Genomic DNA, 17,361 nt, shown 5'->3' with positions numbered 1-17,361 from the left:
GGCTGTGGGCTAAAGCGACTGAAAGGCGAAGTCTTCGAGCTTGCTGATGCTGGGTATCTCGATGCGTTTGTAGTGCAGCACCAACAATTGCTGGTCGGCCAGCTTCTTGAGTAATTGGTTGGTGGTTTGCCGGGAGCAGCCAGCGCTGCGTGCCAGTACGTCTTGGGTTGCGGTGATATAGCCGGCGTCGCCGCGGACCTCACTCATACGGGCCATTACACAGAGCATTTTTGCCATGCGGTACTCGTGTTTGAGCAGGGATGATTGCTCCGTCCACTCCATCAACAAGCGGAAACGCTCGCCGATATGGCGAATCACCGAGTGGTGCAGTGGCGGGTGGTGGTCGGCGATGTTGCGCAGGGTCTGGCAGGGCACGCTTATTAAGACGGCGTTGGCCGAGCTGTAAAAATCGTGTTTGGGTGGAGCGTCGTAGAAGCAGCCCAGCCATGTGGCCCACTGCCCCTTGCCGATATGCACCAGCGACGATACGCGGCCGCTGGGGGCATGGGCAATCAAGTCGATAAAACCCTCAACAACTAGCCAGATGTGAGTCATTGGCTGGCCGTGTTGGCACAGCAATGTTTTGGCTTCATAGCGTTCCAAGTGCGCCTGGGCCGCGAGCGTTTCGAAAAACCTCTCGGGTAATTCGCCAATGAGCGCAGACATCGACAGTTGTTTGTGGATGATTTGCTTGTCGTGGTTGTTCATTTTTTATCCAATTTGTCGGATTTACGACAAATTCATCCTGCCACCTTTCTTATTATTTCGTCCACTGCTAATCGTTAATAGTAGCGAGCGGGCGCGGCTTTCCTATCGCTGGGTTGATGATGGCTTCCACGACTAATAGTAAAAAAGGAGTTCTCATGAAATTGCCAATAACCATCCGCGGTCTATTGTCGACGCTGATACTGTCGGCGCTCGCGCTGACGACCAGTGTTGCAACGGCGGCCGAGGCGATTATTCCCGGTGAGCGCAGCTGTTTTTGGTACCGCGGTCCGCACAGTGCCGATCCCTATATCAATGTCGCTTACCCCGATGCCAATGTCTTCTACTGGGCCTCGGTATTTACGATGCCCGAGGGCAGTCGCCTAGAGATTGAGGGCGAGTTTCCGCATTCGCGCTATTTTTCGCTGATCAGCTACGATGAGGGCGGCCGGCCGCTGGAGTCACTGGCCGATTATCTGGTGAGGCCAGAATCTGCTGCAGAGAACCCCTTTCGTATTGGTGCTAGTCGCGACAAGCGCAAGCGTGACTACCGGGTTGAAATCCTGAATCGCGAGCTGGATGAGTCGCGTAAAGAAGGGGTCTTTCAGGCCGATTCCGAGCGCAATGTGCTGCATGCCTTTGGCGGTAAGCACAATCAGCAAATCCTGCTATACCGTATCTACCTTCCCAATGCCGATGCCGGCATTACCGGTGGCGTGCCGCTGCCAGAGCCGGTGTTGACCTTGGCGGACGGCACTAAGCTGCGCGGCGACAAAGCCTGTGGCCAACTGGCGACCCAGCAGCAGTTGCAGTTGAAGGTGGATGCCATGGGGATTCCTGTTGCGGCTTACCGCAAGCTGATTAATCAGCCGGGTAAACCGGACACCTGGCCGGCCAAGGTGAACCCTCAGTGGCATATCCAGCTGGATCGCGAGAGTCTGCTGGGCATTTACACCGGCAAGATTAACCCCGATGCGCGCCGCAGCGAGGGTGGCTTTTTCCCCAACCCGGACAACAATTACATTCGCACGATTGTTAATCGCCGCCACGGCCCGGTGTTGGTGCTGCGCGGCAAAATGCCGACGACTCCCGCAACAGTGGAAGGTGACAGCACGATGAGTCAGGCGCAATTGCGTTATTGGTCTATTTGCTCGAATCAGGGGTTTGCCAATACCCGTGTTAACGACTGTCTGTTCGATGAGGAGGTGCCGCTGGATGAGGATGGTTATTACACCGTTGTTGTCAGTCGTGAAGCGGACCGCCCGCGCAATGCACGCCGTGAATGTGGCCTGGCCTGGCTGCCGATGGCCGACGATGGCGATGGCGTATTCGATAAGGATGCTTCAGTGGTACAAATCCGCAACATGCTGGCTGCCCCCGATTTTCCCCATGCGATTCAGCGAGTACAGCGCGATGGCGATATCGAGAAGGTGATGGGTGAATACTATCCCAAGGGTTTTTACACGGTGCCCAACATCGTTGAAACCGCTTTCCCCTGTGCCTTGTAAGCTGCTTGAAGCGACTTTAAGAGAGTATTGATATGTATAATTATAAAGAAAATCGTTCATTGAGAGCGTCGGTATCGGCCATTGCCTTGGCGCTGTCATCGGTGGCGTCTAGTGCGCAGATGCTGGAAGAGGTTGTGGTCACAGCCACCAAGCGTGCAGAAAGTATTCAGGATGTGCCGATTTCCATCAGTGCGTTTTCCGGTAACTTTATGCAGGACTCAGGCATTAATGACCTGCAGGATTTGGGGGCATACGCGCCCAACTTGAATCTGTCGAAAGCGGGCAATGTGGCCAATCAGCGTATTGCTATTCGCGGCGTCGGCTCGGTGGGCAACAGCGCCATTGAGCCCAGTGTCGCGGTGTTCATCGACGGTGTTTACTACCCGCGCCCCGGCTCCGTGGTCGGCAAGCTCCACGATGTGGCGGCGGTTGAAGTTCTCCGCGGGCCGCAGGGCACTCTGTTTGGGCGCAACGCCTCGATGGGAGCGCTGAATATTCGCAGCAACGCGCCCAGCCACGATTTCGAGGCGGAAGTCCATGCGCTGGCCGGTAGCTTCAGCCGCCGTGAGGCCGGCGGCATGGTCAATGGCAGTCTCGGCGATAAAGTTGCTGGCAGATTGTCGCTGCAGCGTTCCGAGCGCGACGGCTACGGGCGAAGCAGCTTTGACGGTGCCGATATTGGCGGCTTTGAGGACGACAGTATTCGCGGCAGCTTGATGATCGATGTCAGCGATCGCTTGACGGCGACGCTAAGGGCCGATTGGAAGTCGATCGAGAACAATGGCACCTTGATTGAAGTGTTGCCGGACTCGGTGCTGCCCGCCTACCTTAACGCCATTGCCTTTGTACTTGACCCCGATCAGAACGACGCTGAGCCCGGGCCGCTGCCCGATGTTGCCGATGCCTTTGATTATCGCGTTCATCAGAAACATGGCGATCGCGCCACTGATAGCCAGGGGGGGCTGTCTGCCGAGTTGGTGTGGGCCGGCGATAATTTCGACGTGAAGTCGATAACCGCTGTGCGCAACTGGCAAAACGATACCCACGAAGATCTGGTGCGGCTGCCGGCCGATATTCTGCAGCGCGATACTGCCTATGAGGCGGATACCGTGTCGCAGGAATTCCAGTTGATCTCGAATCTCGACGGTCCCTTCCAGTATGTTGCTGGGGCATTTTTCTACCACGAGGAATACAGCACGGATCAGGGCTTTGATTTTGGTGCCGATTTCTGTCGTCCGGTGGTATACAACGTTGTATTGTCTCGTACCAATGCGGCGGCAGTCGCTACTTTGGCGGCGGACCAATGTGCCGCCGGCGCGCAGCGCAAGGCGATTGTCAGCGCCTTCGAACACGAGGTCGACAGCATGGCGGTGTTCGCCCAGGGCAGCTACGACATCAGTGCCGAGCTTACCGCCACAGCGGGCTTACGCTGGACTCGTGACGAAAAGAGCGGGAGCTTCTTCAGTCGCAATAACAACCCCATTGCCGGTCCTCAGTCCCTGCCCGACAACCCCTTTGGTTTGGGTTTGCGAGCCGACGAGAGCACCGATCTCGACTTTGACGACTCTATGGTCACCTGGACAACCAATCTGCGCTACACCCCCAATGATGACTTGATGTTTTTTGCCACGGCATCTACCGGCTTTAAGGGCGGCGGCTTCAATTCCGAGGGTGGTCCAGTGGCGCTGGGCGATGAGCGTACCTTCGACTCTGAAGAGGTGATGAACTTTGAGCTGGGGATGAAGGCGACACTGCTGGAGCGACTCATCGTCAATGCCACCGCCTTCCGCACCGACATTGAGCAGTTCCAGGACCGCCTGTTCGACGGCCTGGGCTTTAATGTGGTGAATGCCGGTGAGCTGCGTCAGCAGGGCGTGGAAGTGGATCTGCAATCCCAGCTGACCTCGCGCCTGTTCCTCGCTATGGGGCTGAGCTATCTCGATTCGGAGTTTCTCGACTACCCCAATGGCACTAACCTGCCGGGTTTTGACGCCAGTCAGCCTCAGGACCTGTCGGGTACACGCAATAACTTCTCGCCCGAGTATCAGGGCTCGCTGACACTGGAGTGGCGCGACACCCTGGGTGACGAGTTAGAGTGGTTTTTGCGCGGTGAGTACCAAACGGTGGCGGAGCAAAGTGTGTCGGGGCAAACCGACAACAATCCCGCTTCCCGACAGGACGCCTACAGCGTGATGAACCTGCGCACCGGTATCAGCGCGGTGGCGGGTAGCTGGAGTGTTACCGGCTTCGTCAAAAATCTCACTGAGGAAGGTTACTGCCAGGCGACCTTCTATCAGCCGCTGGCGTCGGCGATTGGTTTGACCGACCCCGATACTGGCAATGCCATGACGCGTTGCGCGGTGGCAGAGCCGCGTAGCTACGGCATCGAGTACCGATACCGCTTCTGAGTGTGATTCCCTCCAGCGTCACTTCTTTGCCGCCTTCGACTTTGTCGGGGCGGCTTTTTTGTGGGCCTAGTTTGACCGGCGCGGGCCAGTATTTCCTGTGGCGCGGCATGATGTTCTGGTTTGGTGGTGGCTGCGTGTTGAAAATAAGCGGGAAATTGCGCTCGGCGGGATAACCAGCGTTATGCTGTCGGACCTTGCGGGTTTGGGTTGAGGCGGTTTCAGCGCTGGCAGGGGGCATAAAAAAAGCCGGCATAAGCCGGCCTTTTTCGAATATGGTGCCCAGGAGAGGACTTGAACCTCCACGGCCGTGAGGCCACTAGCACCTGAAGCTAGCGTGTCTACCAATTTCACCACCTGGGCGGGGTAAAACTACGACGTTTGCTGTCGAGGCGCGCAATTTACTGACATCGCGCTTTTTTGTCAACGCTTGAGTTACACTAGGAGCAATTTTTTATATCCCTAGTTTAGAGGAACTGCCACTGCATGCCAAAAGGCCGCAATCAACACAATGATCCCCACGCCGCTCGTGAAGCTGAACGCTATGAAAACCCTGTGCCCAGTCGCGAATACATTCTTGAGCAATTAAGCAACTCTGAGCAGGGCATGACGGCGGCTGCGCTGCGCAAGCGTCTGGATATTTCTGGCGAAGAGCAGGAGGAAGGGCTGCGCCGGCGCATCAAAGCGATGTTGCGCGATGGTCAGCTGATTGAGGGGCGTCGGGGCAAGTTGATGGCGCCGGTCGCTGGCGAGGCGATTCGCGGCCGGGTTCAGGGTCATCGCGATGGTTTTGGCTTTGTGCTGGTGGAGGATGACGAGGATGTCTACCTGCACAGCCGGCAGATGCAACAGCTGTTTGATGGCGATGTGGTGTCTGTCGAAGTCACGGGCAGCGATAGCCGTGGCCGCCGCGAGGGCGTGGTGGTAGAGGTGCTTGAGCGCAACACCCAGCAGCTGGTGGGCAAATTGATGAACCATCGCGGTCGCTGGATGGTGGTGCCGGATAACAGCCGTATCCAGAATTGGGTTGCGCTGGAAGATGACGATACCCAGGGTGCGCGCGAAAACGATTTTGTAATGGTGGCGATTACCCGTCAGCCGGGTATGCGCCAACAGGCCCAGGGCAAGGTAGTCGAGGTGCTGGGCGACCCAGCGACGGTGGGTGTGGCCACCGAGCTGGCGCTGCGCAGCCATGAAATCCCCTTTGAATGGCCGGATGCGGTGGAGGAGGAAGCGCGGCGTTTTGGCAGTGCACCTGCCGAAGCCGATAAGACGCACCGGGTCGACTTGCGCAAGTTGCCCCTGGTGACCATCGACGGCGAAGATGCGCGGGATTTTGACGACGCTGTGTATTGCGAGAAAAAGCGCTTTGGCGGCTGGCGCCTGTGGGTGGCTATTGCGGATGTTTCCCACTATGTGGCCATCGGTTCGGCGCTGGACGCCGAGGCTCACCGCCGCGCGACCTCGGTGTATTTTCCCGATCGGGTAGTGCCGATGTTGCCGGAGGCCCTGTCCAACGGCCTGTGTTCGCTGAACCCGGAGGTGGATCGTCTGTGCATGGTCTGTGAAATGACCATCAGTGCGCGCGGGCGTCTCAGTGGCTACCAGTTTTACGAAGGCGTTATGCGCTCCCATGCGCGGCTGACCTATAACGAAGTCGGCGCGATGTTGAAGGTTGAGGGGGCAGATCCGGCGAAAGACAGCGGTCGTCACCACAAGCTGCTGCCCCAGTTAAAGGAGCTGCACAAGCTTTATTCTGCCCTGCGTGATGCCCGCAGCAAGCGCGGCGCCATCGATTTTGAAACCGTTGAGACGCGCATCGTTTTTGACGACGAGAAGCGTATCGATGCGATTGTGCCGGTGCATCGCCACGATGCCCACCGGATGATTGAAGAGTGCATGCTGATCGCCAATGTGGCCACGGCCAAGACGCTGGAAAAGTCGGGGCTGGAGGCGCTGTTTAGGGTGCACAACGGCCCCTCTGAACAGAAGCTGAGCAATCTGCGCGAGTTTCTCGCTGAGATTGGTTTGGGCTTGAAGGGCGGGGATGACCCCTCACCCAGTGATTATCAGAAGCTGCTGGCCAGTTTGAAAGAGCGCCCCGACGGGCAGATGATTCAGACGATGATGCTGCGTTCGCTCAGTCAGGCGGTGTACCAGCCGGACAACGACGGTCACTTCGGGCTGAATTACAGCGGCTACACCCATTTTACCTCGCCGATTCGCCGCTATCCGGACTTGCTGGTGCACCGCGCGCTGCGTTACCTGTTGCGCAATGGCGGCGGCAAGGCGCCCAAATGCTTTAAGCCGGTGAAGGGTGCGCCAGCGCTGCCGCAGAAGAAGATCTACCCCTATGACATGGCAGCGCTGCTGACCTTGGGCGAGCACTGCTCGACCGCAGAGCGCCGTGCTGACGACGCCAGTCGCGATGTGATGGCTTTCCTCAAGTGTGAGTTTTTGCTGGAGCATGTCGGCAGTGAGTTTGACGGCGTGATTGCGGCGGTAACCGGTTTCGGGCTGTTTGTTGAGCTGCAGGACTTGTACATCGAGGGTTTACTGCATATCTCGGCCTTGCCCCAGGACTATTACCAGTTTGACCAGGCGCATCAGCGGCTGGTGGGTGAGCGCAGTCGGCGGGTTTATCAGCTCGGGGACAGTCTCAAGGTGCAGGTGCTCAGCGTTGACTTGGACGAGCGAAAAGTCGATCTCGGGATGGCGGTCGGTGAGGAAAAGCGCCGCCGCAAGCCCTCGGTGCGCGAGGCCCTGGCCAAGGGGCAGGTGCCAGCCGCCAAGGCGGGGAAATCTGGCAAGTCGGGTCGCGGTCGCGGCAAGGCGTCAAAGGCGGGTGCTAAAGACGGTGCCGCTGCCAAGAAAGCGGGCACGGGCAAGAAGCGCCGCCGCTAGTTGCAAGGGTTTTAGCGTTTGTCGGCAGCGGTCATAGAGGGCCGCTGCCAGCAGGGCTCGTTTGAGATAGGAAACACAGTGAAAGAACAGATTTTTGGCTTGCATGCCGTGACCACGGCACTGCAGCGCCGACCTGCGAGTGTCAGCGAAATTCTGGTTATGGAGGGGCGTCGCGACAAGCGGCTGGCGGCGGTGCTGGCGTTGGCGCAGCGCCACGGTATTTTAGTGCGCGAATGCTCGCGCAAGGCCCTGGACGAGATGGTCGATGGCCGGCATCAGGGGGTGGTGGCGCAGGCCGAGGCGCCCGCCCAGGCCCATGAAAAAGATTTGCCGGGCTTGGTAGCAGAGGCCGGTGGCCGTGCACTGCTGTTGGTGCTCGACGGGGTGACGGATCCTCACAATCTCGGCGCCTGCCTGCGCAGCGCCGATGCGGCGGGGGTAACGGCGGTGATTGCGCCCAAGGATAACTCCGCCAGTCTCAATGCCACGGTGCGCAAAGTCGCCTGTGGCGCCGCGGAAGCGGTGCCCTTTGTGCAGGTGACGAACCTGGCGCGCTGCCTGCGTCAGCTGCAAGAGGCCGGTGTGTGGACGGTGGGGCTGGCGGGCGAGGCCACGCAGTCGCTTTACGACTGCGACTTGCGCGGCCCGGTGGCGTTGATTATGGGCGCCGAGGGCGCGGGCATGAGGCGCCTGACCCGCGAGCAGTGCGACTATCTCGCCCACCTGCCGATGGCCGGCGAGGTGAGCAGCTTAAATGTGTCGGTGGCGACCGGGGTGTGCCTGTTTGAGGCGGTGCGCCAGCGGCTGTAATCGCGCGATTTGATTAAAAAATGCGCGAATTGCTTGCATCTGCTCAGGCGCTTGCCTAGAATTCGCGCTCTTGTTTTAACGGTAAACCCGCCGCCAGCGGCTGGCTTGCCCTCCTTGCCACACCATAAAGGGTGGCTTAACCCGTAAGGAGCATACAATGCGTCACTACGAAATCGTGTTCCTGGTCCACCCGGATCAGAGCGAACAGGTACCTGGTATGGTCGAGCGTTATACCCAGGCTATCGAAAAAGATGGCGGTAAAGTTCACCGCCTGGAAGATTGGGGCCGTCGTCAACTGGCTTACCCGATCAACAAAATCCACAAGGCCCACTATGTGCTGATCAACGCTGAAGCCAGCGCCGAAGCCATTGATGAGCTGACCACTAACTTCCGCTACAACGATGCCGTTCTGCGTAACCTCATCATCCGCCAAGATGAAGCCGTGACTGAAGAGTCGCCAATCATGAAGGCTGAGAAAGAGAGCCGTGAGCGTCGCAGCCGCAGTGATCAGCGCGGTGAGCGTACTGAGCGCCGTGACAGCGAGCAGTCAAATGATCAGTCTGAATCTTCAGAAGCCGCTCCGGCTGCTGAAAATAACGCTGAATAATTGCGGATTAAGTGAGGATTTAAGAGATGGCACGTTTTTTCCGTCGTCGTAAGTTTTGCCGCTTCACCGCGGAAGGTGTTAAGCAGATCGATTACAAAGATCTGGATACCTTGAAGGCCTATGTTTCAGAAACGGGCAAAATTGTTCCCAGCCGTATTACCGGGACTAATGCCAAGTATCAGCGCCAGCTGTCTACCGCGATTAAACGCGCGCGTTTTCTGGCACTGCTGCCGTACACCGACAGCCATAAATAAGCTGGGCGGTTAGCCATGCGCCCCTTAGCAGAGTTCATTATGAAAGGGCGCCTCCAGGCAGTCGCGGTCGCTGGTCTGGGGATTGGCAGCTTGATGTTTGCCTGGGTCGGCGCTGCGGCGGCTGCCCTGGTTACCCTGAGAAAGGGCATGACCGAAGGCGCCTTTGTCGTATTTTGGGCGCTGTTGCCAGCCATAGCTGTACTGAGTTACGGCCAGGATGTCGGTCCGCTGTGCATGTTGTTGGTGTCGGCGGTGGCTGCGGAAGTATTGCGCAGTAGCCGTTCTTGGCCGCTGGCGCTTTGCGCGGCGGTGGTCGGTGGTTTGGTCAGTGCGCTGATTTTGTACCACAGCGCCCAGGACTACTTGGCCGGGATTCTGGCGACGGTGCAGCCAATGCTGGACCAGTTGCAGACCCAGTCCCGCGGCCAGCTGCCACAAATCCTGACCGGTGATATTGCCGCAGTGATTGGCAGCAGTACGGTGCTGTGGAGCGGGCTGGCGCTAATGTTGGCGCGCTGGTGGCAGGCGTTGCTGTACAACCCCGGTGGTTTTCGCGAAGAGATGTGGTCTTTGCGCTTGCCGGCGGTAGTCACGGTGGTGTTGGTGGCGGCGATGTTGCTGTTTAGCCAGGCTGGCGAGGTTTACCGCTTTTGGGGGGTGATGTGTTTGTTGCCGCTCATTGCGGCGGGGCTGTCACTGGTACACGGGCTTGTCGGGCGACTGGCGCTGGGCCGCGTATGGTTGGTGGTGTTTTATATCGCGCTGTTATTGTTTGGACCGCTGTGGGCGGTGCTGATATTGGCAGCGATTGTAGATAGTTGGATTGATATCAGACGGCGTTTGCCGACGGCTCAGTAGAGCCTCGAGACAGGCGCGCAGAAGAGGGTTAGAACCATGCAAGTGATTCTGCTTGAGAAAATTGGCAAGCTGGGCAACCTGGGCGACCAGGTAAATGTAAAATCCGGCTACGGCCGTAACTTCCTCATTCCTTTCGGCAAGGCAGTTCCTGCCACCGACGCGAATGTTGCAACTTTTGAAGCCCGCCGTGCCGAGCTGGAAGCTGCTGCCGCTGAAAAGCGTGCTGAAGCTGAAGCCCGTGCCGCGAAGTTGGCCGAAGTGTCTGCAACTATTGAGGCGAATGCAGGTGAGGGCGGTAAGCTGTTCGGCTCTATTGGTACTCGCGACATTGCTGAGGCAATCACTGCTGCTGGCGTTGAAGTGAACAAAAGCGAAGTGCGTATGCCAGAAGGCCCCATTCGTGAAATTGGTAGCTATGAAATTGCTATCCAAGTACACAGTGATGTGGTGCAAAATGTTGCACTGGCGGTTGTTGCTGAGTAATCAGCCCTGGGGCAGTTCGCTGCCCTGTAGTGCATTGGCGTGATCGGTGGCGGGCTGGGGCTCGCGGCGGTGATCGCTGTGAAGAACGCGTGCGGCCTCGCTGGTCGGCGCGTTTTTTTTTTGCCACAATGGCCGACCCCATAGCCTGTGAGTGTGTCCGTGCAAACCGACGCCTATCCTGAATCTGAAGCGCCGCCAGAGTTTGATGATGGCGACTTTGCCAAACTGAAGCTGCCACCGCACTCGCTGGAGGCGGAGCAGTCGGTGCTCGGCGGTCTGATGATCGCCGGCGATGTTTGGGACTCGGTGGCCGACATGGTCGGCGAGGGCGACTTCTTCCGTCCTGAGCACCGCCTTATTTTTGCCTGCATGGCCCGCTTGGTCGCGCAGGAGCAGCCGATTGATGTGGTTACCCTGGCCGAGACTTTAGCCCGTAATGGTGAGCTGGAGTCGGTGGGTGGCACGGCCTATCTGGCAGAAATCGCCGGCGCCACGCCGTCGGTGGCCAATATTCGCGCCTATGCCCAGGCGGTGCGTGAACGGGCGATTTTTCGCTCGCTGATTTCCGCCGCCAACGCCATCGCCGATACCAGCTTCAACCCCGAGGGGCGCAGCAGCGACGAGGTGTTGGACGAGGCTGAGCGCTGCATCATGCAGATCGCGGAGGAGCGCCCAAAAGCCGGTGGTCTGGAGCCGATCAACCCCCTGTTGAAACAGGCCGTCGATAAAATTGACGAGCTGTTTAATAACGATGACGCGATTACCGGACTCAGCACCGGCTTTGAAAAGCTCGATGAGATGACCTCGGGCATGCAGAAGTCCGATCTGGTGATTGTGGCGGCGCGTCCGTCGATGGGTAAAACCACGTTCGCCATGAACCTGGTTGAAAATGTGCTGCTGCGCTACGATCAGCCGGTGCTGGTGTTCAGTATGGAGATGCCCGCCAATCAGCTGATGATGAGGATGTTGTCGTCGGTGGGTAAGATTGATCAGGGGCGGGTGCGCAGCGGTAAACTGGAAGAGGAAGATTGGCCGAAGCTGAGCGCTGCGGTCAGCAAGCTCAAAGATCGCCCTCTGTTTATTGATGATACGGCGGCACTGACGCCCACCGAGGTGCGCTCGCGGGCGCGCAAGGTACTGCGTGAGCACGGCAGCATCGGCATGATCATGCTCGATTACCTCCAGCTGATGCAGGTGGCGGGTAAAGGCAGCGAGGGGCGCACCGCGGAAATCTCGGAAATTTCCCGGTCATTGAAGGGCATTGCCAAGGAGTTCGACTGCCCGGTGATCGCCCTGTCGCAGTTGAACCGGGCCCTGGAGCAGCGGCCCAACAAGCGGCCGGTTAACTCGGATCTGCGGGAATCTGGCGCGATCGAGCAGGATGCCGACGTGATTATGTTTATCTATCGCGACGAGGTCTACAACGAGGAAACTCAGGACAAGGGGGTGGCGGAAATCATTATCGGCAAGCAGCGTAATGGCCCGATTGGCACCGCGCGCCTGGGCTTTATCGGCAAATTCACCCGTTTCGAAAATCTCGCCTTTGGCGACTACGACGATGCCGGCTACTAAGTAGTTAGTTGTGCCGGTCTACAGCGACGGCTGCTGGTCGTCAGCCTTTGGGCGCGACTGAGTGAAGCGACCAAAGAAAATTCCCACCTCAAACAACAGCCACATCGGCAGTGCCAATAGCATTTGTGAGATCACGTCGGGTGGCGTAAGCAGCATGCCGGCTACAAAACAGCCGACGATGACATAGGCCCGCTTGGCGGCGAGTTTGTCGGCGCTGGTGACGCCGGCGCTGATTAGCAATACGGTGGCGATGGGGATTTCAAAGGCAACGCCGAAAGCCAGAAATAACTTAAGCGCGGTGTCCAAAAAGCGGGAGATGTCCGGGGTATAAGCCACGCCTTCTGGCGCAATACTGCTGAAGAAACCAAATACCAGTGGAAATACCACGACATAGGCGAAGGCTAGCCCTAGGTAGAAGAGCACGACACTCGATGCCAGCAGCGGCACGGCTAGGCGCTTTTCGTGGCGGTACATGCCGGGTGAAATAAAGGCCCAAAGTTGGTGGAGTATCACCGGAATGGCCAGGCAGATTGCGGCAACCAGCACCAATTTAAAGGGCGCGAGAAAGGTTGAGGCGATCTCGGTGGCGATCATGCCGCCGCCGGGCGGCAGGTATTGTTGCAGGGGCTGGGAGACAAAAGTATAGATCTCTGCAGAGAATGGCATCAGGGCCAGGGCGCAAATCAACACCGCTAATACTATCCGCAGCAGGCGGTCGCGCAGTTCGGTAAGGTGGGCGATCAGCGGCTGCCCCTGATCCTGATCGGCGTCGATACTCATGGCGTCTTGTCGTGGTTGTCGGGCTTGTCGCCGCGGCTGGGGTCGTCGTTGGGCGACGGCGCGCTGTCGGCGTGGCTGCCAGTCAGTGAGCGCTCAGCCGCACGCACCTGGTCTGCGGCGCTGTCGAGATCACTCTGCAGCTTCTGCTTGCTTTCTTTCAGCGAGGCCATGATCGACTCGTTGTGTAATTGTCGGCGAATTTCGTCGGCGCCAACTTCTCGTTCAATCTCCTGGCGAATGCTGGCAAAGCTGCGTCGGAGTCGCCCCAGCCAAAGGCTGATGGTGCGCACTGCACTGGGCAGGCGTTCGGGGCCTAGCACGAGTAAGGCGAGCACAGCGATCAGCAGCAGCTCTGAAAAGCCGATGTCAAACATGGATTATTTTGACTCGTTCTTGTGTTCGCTGTCGGCTTTGCTGGGGTCTTCGTCGGCTTCTTTGTTTTCCAGGTTTTTGGCTTTGTCGTCGTCGCCGTCGAGGCTGTCTTTAAAGCCTTTGACTGCGCCGCCCAAGTCACTGCCAATATTTTTCAGTTTCTTTGTGCCGAACAGCAGCACTACGATTGCCAGAATGATCAGCAGTTGCCAGATACTAATACCGCCCAGTCCCATAACTGTTTACCTCATTTACTTGTCGTTATTGCCGCGTTGTGCTTTTTCTTCGTGGCCGGATAGGCCAAAGCGTCGCGCCAGCTCATTTAAGATATCGCCGTGGTCGGCGCCCAGTGTTTGTAGCATGACCATGCTGTGAAACCACAGGTCGGCGGTTTCGTAGATCACCTCGCTGAGGTCGCCGCTGCGCTCCGCGTCTTTGGCGGCGATGACGGTTTCGACGGCCTCTTCACCGACTTTTTCCAAAATCTTGTTCAAGCCCTTGTGGTACAGACTGGCCACGTAGGAGCTGTCGGCGTCGGCCTGTTTGCGCTCGGCCAGTACGGCGTCGAGTTGGGTCAGCAGGGGGTCGCTGTGCAGCTTATTTGTCATAAATTTGATCCGGGTCTTTAAGTATCGGCTCTCGGCTTTGCCATTGCTCATCCTGTAGGCCGCGGTAAAAACAACTTTGGCGGCCGGTGTGGCAGGCAATGTCGCCTATTTGCTCTACCTGTAATAACAGGGTGTCGCCATCGCAGTCCAGGGCGATATCGTGAAGGACTTGTACGTGGCCTGAGCTCTCGCCCTTGCGCCACAGTGCCTGGCGAGAGCGTGACCAGTAGATAGCGCGTTGTTCGCGAATGGTAAGCGCCAGTGACTCGCGATTCATCCACGCCATCATCAGCACGCGGCCGCTGTGTATATCTTGCGCAATGGCGGCGACAAGACCGTCGTTATTCCACTTTACTTCATCTAGCCAGTGCTTGCTGTTGGGCGCGGGCATTACACAGTATCCGGTTAGTATTACAGGCCGCTTACTTTAACTCAGCGGGAGCGAATTAAGAAATACAGGCCGGCGGCTGCCAGTGCCAAGCTACTGCTGGGCAGATTTTGCAGGTTCAGGCTGATCTCCGGATCGGCCAGCAGCGCGGCGCCCAGCAGCGCGACAATGCCCAGCCGTTGGTTGCGGGCGCGGCGTTCGCGCAGCGCGGCTTGTTGTTCGCTGTGCTGGAGCTGTTGTCGAAACGCCTCTTGTGGGTCTTGTTGAGGGAAGTGGCCGCGCTCAAGCAGTGCCTCGGGCAGTTGGGGCAGTTGTTCCAGCCAGCCGGGCAGGCGGTGACTGACGCGCTTCAACATGCTTTGTGGCGAGTAGCGGTCGCGCACCCAGCGTTCCAGGAAGGGCATGGCGGTGGCCCAGAGGTCCAGTTGTGGGTAGAGCTGGCGGCCTAGGCCCTCGACATTTAGCAGGGTTTTTTGCAGCAGAACTAGCGAGGGCTGTACCTCCATGTCAAAGCGTCTGGCGGTCTGGAATAAATAGACCAGTAATTGGCCAAATGAGATGTCTGCCAGCGGCTTTTCAAAAATGGGTTCGCTGACGCTGCGGATCGCGGCTTCGAATTCGTGGACCTTGGTGTGTGCGGGAACCCAGCCGCATTCCACATGTAATTCGGCCACTTCGCGGTAGTTGCGTTGGAAGATTGCCAGTAGATTGCGAGCCAGGTAGTACTGGTCGAAGTCGCTGAGGCTGCCAATAATGGCGCAGTCGATGGCGATGTATTGCGGTGATTGCGGGCGACCCTCTGCCACAAAGATATTGCCGGGGTGCATGTCGGCGTGAAAGAAGCTGTCGCGGAAGACTTGGGTAAAGAAGATTTCTACGCCGCGCTCGGCGAGCTTCTTCATATCGGTGCCCTGGGCCTTCAGGGTGTCGACATCGGTAACCGGTGTGCCGTGGATGCGTTCCATAACCAGGACATTGCGGCGAGTGTAGTCCCAGTAGACATCGGGCACGTAGAGCACTTCGGAGTCAGCGAAGTTGCGGCGCAGCTGTGAGGTGTTGGCGCCTTCGCGCTGCAGATCCAGTTCGTCGTAGATGGTGTGTCGGTAGTCTTCGACCAGCTCTTCGGGACGCAGTCGCCGACCATCGGGCAGGTGGCGGTGGACTAAGCGGGCGATGCTTTGCATCAGCTTGATGTCTTCGCCAATGGTGCGCTTGATACCTGGGCGCACCACTTTAACAACGACTTGCTGGCCGGTTTTGAGTGTTGCGCAGTGTACTTGGGCAATGGATGCGGAGGCCAATGCCTCGCGTTCAAATTGCTCGAAAACCGCATCGACGCTTTGGCCTAGTGCTTTCTCAATAACCGCGACCGCCTGTTCGCTGGGAAAGGGTGGGACGCGGTCTTGCAGGTGGGCCAGCTCATCGGCGACGTCGTCGGGCAGCAGGTCGCGGCGGGTGGACAGGAGTTGGCCAAATTTAATGAAGATGGGGCCCAGGGATTCCAGTGCTAAGCGCAGGCGCTGGCCGCGGCTCAGCGGCGGCGCGGGGCAGAGGCGCCAGGGGCCGAAGCGCAATAATAGTCTTGCGCGCAGCGGCAGCTGCTCCCGGGGGATTAGCAGGTCGACGCGGTAGCGACAGATGATGACGAGGATGGCGAGCAGCCGTCGCAGGCCCATGTTGTATTCCTTGCTCTAGGGCTTCAGGCGCTGCTGTAGCCGGCGAAGTTTGGCTTCCAGTCGTTCGCTGCGAGCGCTGACTGCATCGATGTCGCGAAATAGGGCTTCGGCCTGCAGCGGGTGGGGTAGCAGGCGGCTTTCTTCCAGTAGAAAGTCGCCGAGCTGACGCCGTAGGTTTTTGCCGGTGTGCCGCAGCCATTTGTGCCCGGCGCGCAGGCCGCGACCGATTTGGTGGGCGGCAATGTCACCAAAGGTGTCGGCCAGTGGTTGCTCCCAGTCCAGCTCTAGCTCGGCCAGTAATTTGCGCAGGGCCAGCAGTGGTGCGGTGTCGCCGCTGACTTGAATATTGCCATTGATCAGCGCGGCGCCGGGGTCTTTGGCGCTGGCCACGGTGGCGAATTCGCTCCAGCGACCGCGCAGCGCGGTACTGGCCGGTGTCGGTGCCTCAAGCATTAACTTGAGTCGCGAGCCGCTGACGACCAGGCCGAGATTGAGGTCGGGTTCGAGCAGTTCAAGGGCAAAGCGTTCGCCGTCGAGCTGCGCCAATTTGGCGCCACTGCTGGGGTCTAGCTGCAGCGCGCGGTTGACGGCGTCTTCCAGGCCGCTTAGCGCCGTGCTGCTTAGAATCGGCGGTATCAAGGTTTGATGCCCCGGTGCACGGCGACGACGCCGGCCGTCATATTGTGGTAGCGCACCTCGGCAAAGCCGGCCTCGGTCATCATGGCTTTCAGGGTTTCTTGATCGGGGTGCATGCGAATGCTTTCTGCGAGGTAGCGGTAGCTGTCTTCGTCATTGGTGATCAGCTTGCCCATGCGCGGCAAAATATCGAAGGAGTAGCGGTCGTAGACCTTACTCATCAGCTCGTTGGTCGGCTTGGAAAATTCTAATACCAGCAGGCGTCCGCCGGGCTTGAGGACTCTCAGCATGGAGCGCAGGGCGGCGTCCTTGTCGGTGACGTTGCGCAGCCCAAAGGCGATGGTAATGCAGTCGAAGCTGTTGTCTGGGAAGGGCAGGCATTCGGCATTGGCCTGGACGTATTCGATGTTGCCGACAATGCCGCGGTTGGTGAGTTTTTCGCGGCCCACTTTGAGCATCGAGTCGTTGATGTCGGCCAGTACCACTTTGCCTTCGCTGCCGACGATGCGGCTGAATTTGGCGGCCAGGTCGCCGGTGCCGCCAGCGATGTCGAGTACCGCATTGCCGCGGCGCACGCCGGATAGCTCAATGGTGAAGCGCTTCCACAGACGGTGGATGCCGCCGGACATCAGGTCGTTCATCAGGTCGTATTTGCCGGCCACCGAGTGGAAGACGCCTGCGACCATATTGACCTTGTCGCCTCGGTTGACGGTTTTAAAGCCGAAGTGGGTGGTTTTGTCGTCTGCCATAATCGTGTATTCCGCGGGGCTGGATAGGACTCTGTCGCTAATAATG

19 protein-coding genes and 1 tRNA gene are annotated in these 17,361 nt (G+C 58.4%); 9 read left to right on the top strand and 11 right to left on the bottom strand.

The window, feature by feature from the left end; genetic code table 11:
- Positions 1-9: 9 nt before the first annotated feature.
- Positions 10-708, bottom strand: coding sequence for a Crp/Fnr family transcriptional regulator (locus ABYM29_RS03060; RefSeq protein ID WP_372861959.1), 699 nt, complete (start codon positions 706-708; stop codon positions 10-12).
- 155 nt (positions 709-863) lie between these two features.
- Between ABYM29_RS03060 and ABYM29_RS03055 the strand changes: the two genes are divergently transcribed.
- Both ABYM29_RS03055 and ABYM29_RS03050 read left to right on the top strand, forming a co-directional pair.
- Positions 864-2,213 carry a hypothetical protein gene (locus tag ABYM29_RS03055; RefSeq protein WP_372861956.1) on the top strand — a complete coding sequence of 450 codons (1,350 nt, stop codon included), beginning with the start codon at positions 864-866 and terminating at the stop codon, positions 2,211-2,213.
- Between the two features lie 32 nt (positions 2,214-2,245).
- The gene (locus tag ABYM29_RS03050; RefSeq protein WP_372861954.1) at positions 2,246-4,621 is read left to right on the top strand and encodes a TonB-dependent receptor; all 2,376 of its coding nucleotides are present in this window, start codon (positions 2,246-2,248) and stop codon (positions 4,619-4,621) included.
- Positions 4,622-4,894: 273 nt separating this feature from the next.
- Here the strand turns inward: ABYM29_RS03050 and ABYM29_RS03045 are convergent.
- Positions 4,895-4,981 (bottom strand) — tRNA-Leu (locus tag ABYM29_RS03045).
- Between the two features lie 123 nt (positions 4,982-5,104).
- Here ABYM29_RS03045 and rnr point away from each other — a divergent pair.
- The 6 genes from rnr to rplI all read left to right on the top strand — a co-directional run bounded on the left by rnr (position 5,105) and on the right by rplI (position 10,534).
- The gene (gene rnr, locus ABYM29_RS03040; protein WP_372861951.1) at positions 5,105-7,522 is read left to right on the top strand and encodes a ribonuclease R; all 2,418 of its coding nucleotides are present in this window, start codon (positions 5,105-5,107) and stop codon (positions 7,520-7,522) included.
- A 78-nt stretch (positions 7,523-7,600) separates the two neighbouring features.
- The gene (rlmB, locus tag ABYM29_RS03035) at positions 7,601-8,332 is read left to right on the top strand and encodes a 23S rRNA (guanosine(2251)-2'-O)-methyltransferase RlmB (protein WP_372861948.1); all 732 of its coding nucleotides are present in this window, start codon (positions 7,601-7,603) and stop codon (positions 8,330-8,332) included.
- 157 nt (positions 8,333-8,489) lie between these two features.
- The gene (gene rpsF, locus ABYM29_RS03030) at positions 8,490-8,939 is read left to right on the top strand and encodes a 30S ribosomal protein S6 (protein WP_372861945.1); all 450 of its coding nucleotides are present in this window, start codon (positions 8,490-8,492) and stop codon (positions 8,937-8,939) included.
- A 26-nt stretch (positions 8,940-8,965) separates the two neighbouring features.
- The gene (rpsR, locus tag ABYM29_RS03025; RefSeq protein WP_027874105.1) at positions 8,966-9,193 is read left to right on the top strand and encodes a 30S ribosomal protein S18; all 228 of its coding nucleotides are present in this window, start codon (positions 8,966-8,968) and stop codon (positions 9,191-9,193) included.
- A 39-nt stretch (positions 9,194-9,232) separates the two neighbouring features.
- The gene (locus ABYM29_RS03020) at positions 9,233-10,051 is read left to right on the top strand and encodes a hypothetical protein (protein WP_372861943.1); all 819 of its coding nucleotides are present in this window, start codon (positions 9,233-9,235) and stop codon (positions 10,049-10,051) included.
- A 36-nt stretch (positions 10,052-10,087) separates the two neighbouring features.
- Positions 10,088-10,534: a 50S ribosomal protein L9 gene (gene rplI / locus ABYM29_RS03015; protein ID WP_372861940.1), complete on the top strand. Its 447-nt coding sequence runs from the start codon at positions 10,088-10,090 to the stop codon at positions 10,532-10,534.
- Here the strand turns inward: rplI and ABYM29_RS03010 are convergent, their stop codons facing one another.
- Positions 10,535-10,663 carry a hypothetical protein gene (locus tag ABYM29_RS03010; protein ID WP_372861938.1) on the bottom strand — a complete coding sequence of 43 codons (129 nt, stop codon included), beginning with the start codon at positions 10,661-10,663 and terminating at the stop codon, positions 10,535-10,537.
- A 30-nt stretch (positions 10,664-10,693) separates the two neighbouring features.
- Here ABYM29_RS03010 and dnaB point away from each other — a divergent pair, with 30 nt between their 5' ends.
- Positions 10,694-12,106, top strand: a complete 1,413-nt coding sequence (dnaB, locus tag ABYM29_RS03005; protein WP_372861935.1) for a replicative DNA helicase — start codon at positions 10,694-10,696, stop codon at positions 12,104-12,106.
- Positions 12,107-12,124: 18 nt separating this feature from the next.
- On the opposite strand, the gene tatC is transcribed toward dnaB, so the two are convergent.
- From tatC to ubiE, 8 genes are read right to left on the bottom strand one after another with little or no spacing between them, the layout of a single operon-like run.
- The gene (gene tatC / locus ABYM29_RS03000; RefSeq protein WP_372861933.1) at positions 12,125-12,886 is read right to left on the bottom strand and encodes a twin-arginine translocase subunit TatC; all 762 of its coding nucleotides are present in this window, start codon (positions 12,884-12,886) and stop codon (positions 12,125-12,127) included.
- A complete protein-coding gene (gene tatB, locus ABYM29_RS02995; RefSeq protein WP_372861930.1) occupies positions 12,883-13,260 on the bottom strand; it encodes a Sec-independent protein translocase protein TatB in 378 nt (125 codons plus the stop codon). The genes tatC and tatB overlap by 4 nt, the downstream gene beginning before the upstream one ends.
- A 3-nt stretch (positions 13,261-13,263) precedes the next feature.
- Positions 13,264-13,494: a Sec-independent protein translocase subunit TatA gene (gene tatA / locus ABYM29_RS02990; protein WP_372861928.1), complete on the bottom strand. Its 231-nt coding sequence runs from the start codon at positions 13,492-13,494 to the stop codon at positions 13,264-13,266.
- Positions 13,495-13,509: 15 nt separating this feature from the next.
- Positions 13,510-13,866, bottom strand: coding sequence for a phosphoribosyl-ATP diphosphatase (locus ABYM29_RS02985; protein WP_372861926.1), 357 nt, complete (start codon positions 13,864-13,866; stop codon positions 13,510-13,512).
- On the bottom strand, positions 13,856-14,257 hold the full coding sequence (gene hisI, locus ABYM29_RS02980; protein WP_372861923.1) for a phosphoribosyl-AMP cyclohydrolase: 402 nt from the start codon (positions 14,255-14,257) through the stop codon (positions 13,856-13,858). Before hisI ends, ABYM29_RS02985 begins: the two co-directional genes overlap by 11 nt.
- A gap of 41 nt (positions 14,258-14,298) precedes the next feature.
- Positions 14,299-15,930 (bottom strand): ubiquinone biosynthesis regulatory protein kinase UbiB, encoded by a 1,632-nt coding sequence (gene ubiB / locus ABYM29_RS02975; protein ID WP_372861921.1) that lies wholly within the window; start codon positions 15,928-15,930, stop codon positions 14,299-14,301.
- Between the two features lie 15 nt (positions 15,931-15,945).
- A complete protein-coding gene (locus ABYM29_RS02970; protein WP_372861920.1) occupies positions 15,946-16,569 on the bottom strand; it encodes an SCP2 domain-containing protein in 624 nt (207 codons plus the stop codon).
- Positions 16,566-17,315 (bottom strand): bifunctional demethylmenaquinone methyltransferase/2-methoxy-6-polyprenyl-1,4-benzoquinol methylase UbiE, encoded by a 750-nt coding sequence (gene ubiE, locus ABYM29_RS02965; RefSeq protein WP_372861917.1) that lies wholly within the window; start codon positions 17,313-17,315, stop codon positions 16,566-16,568. The genes ABYM29_RS02970 and ubiE overlap by 4 nt, the downstream gene beginning before the upstream one ends.
- Positions 17,316-17,361: the final 46 nt, after the last annotated feature.

The organism is Spongiibacter sp., assembly GCF_041602295.1.
Taxonomy (GTDB): domain Bacteria; phylum Pseudomonadota; class Gammaproteobacteria; order Pseudomonadales; family Spongiibacteraceae; genus Spongiibacter.
The sequence above is the reverse complement of the archived record's forward strand: the minus strand, read 5'-3'. Positions and strand labels throughout refer to the sequence as shown.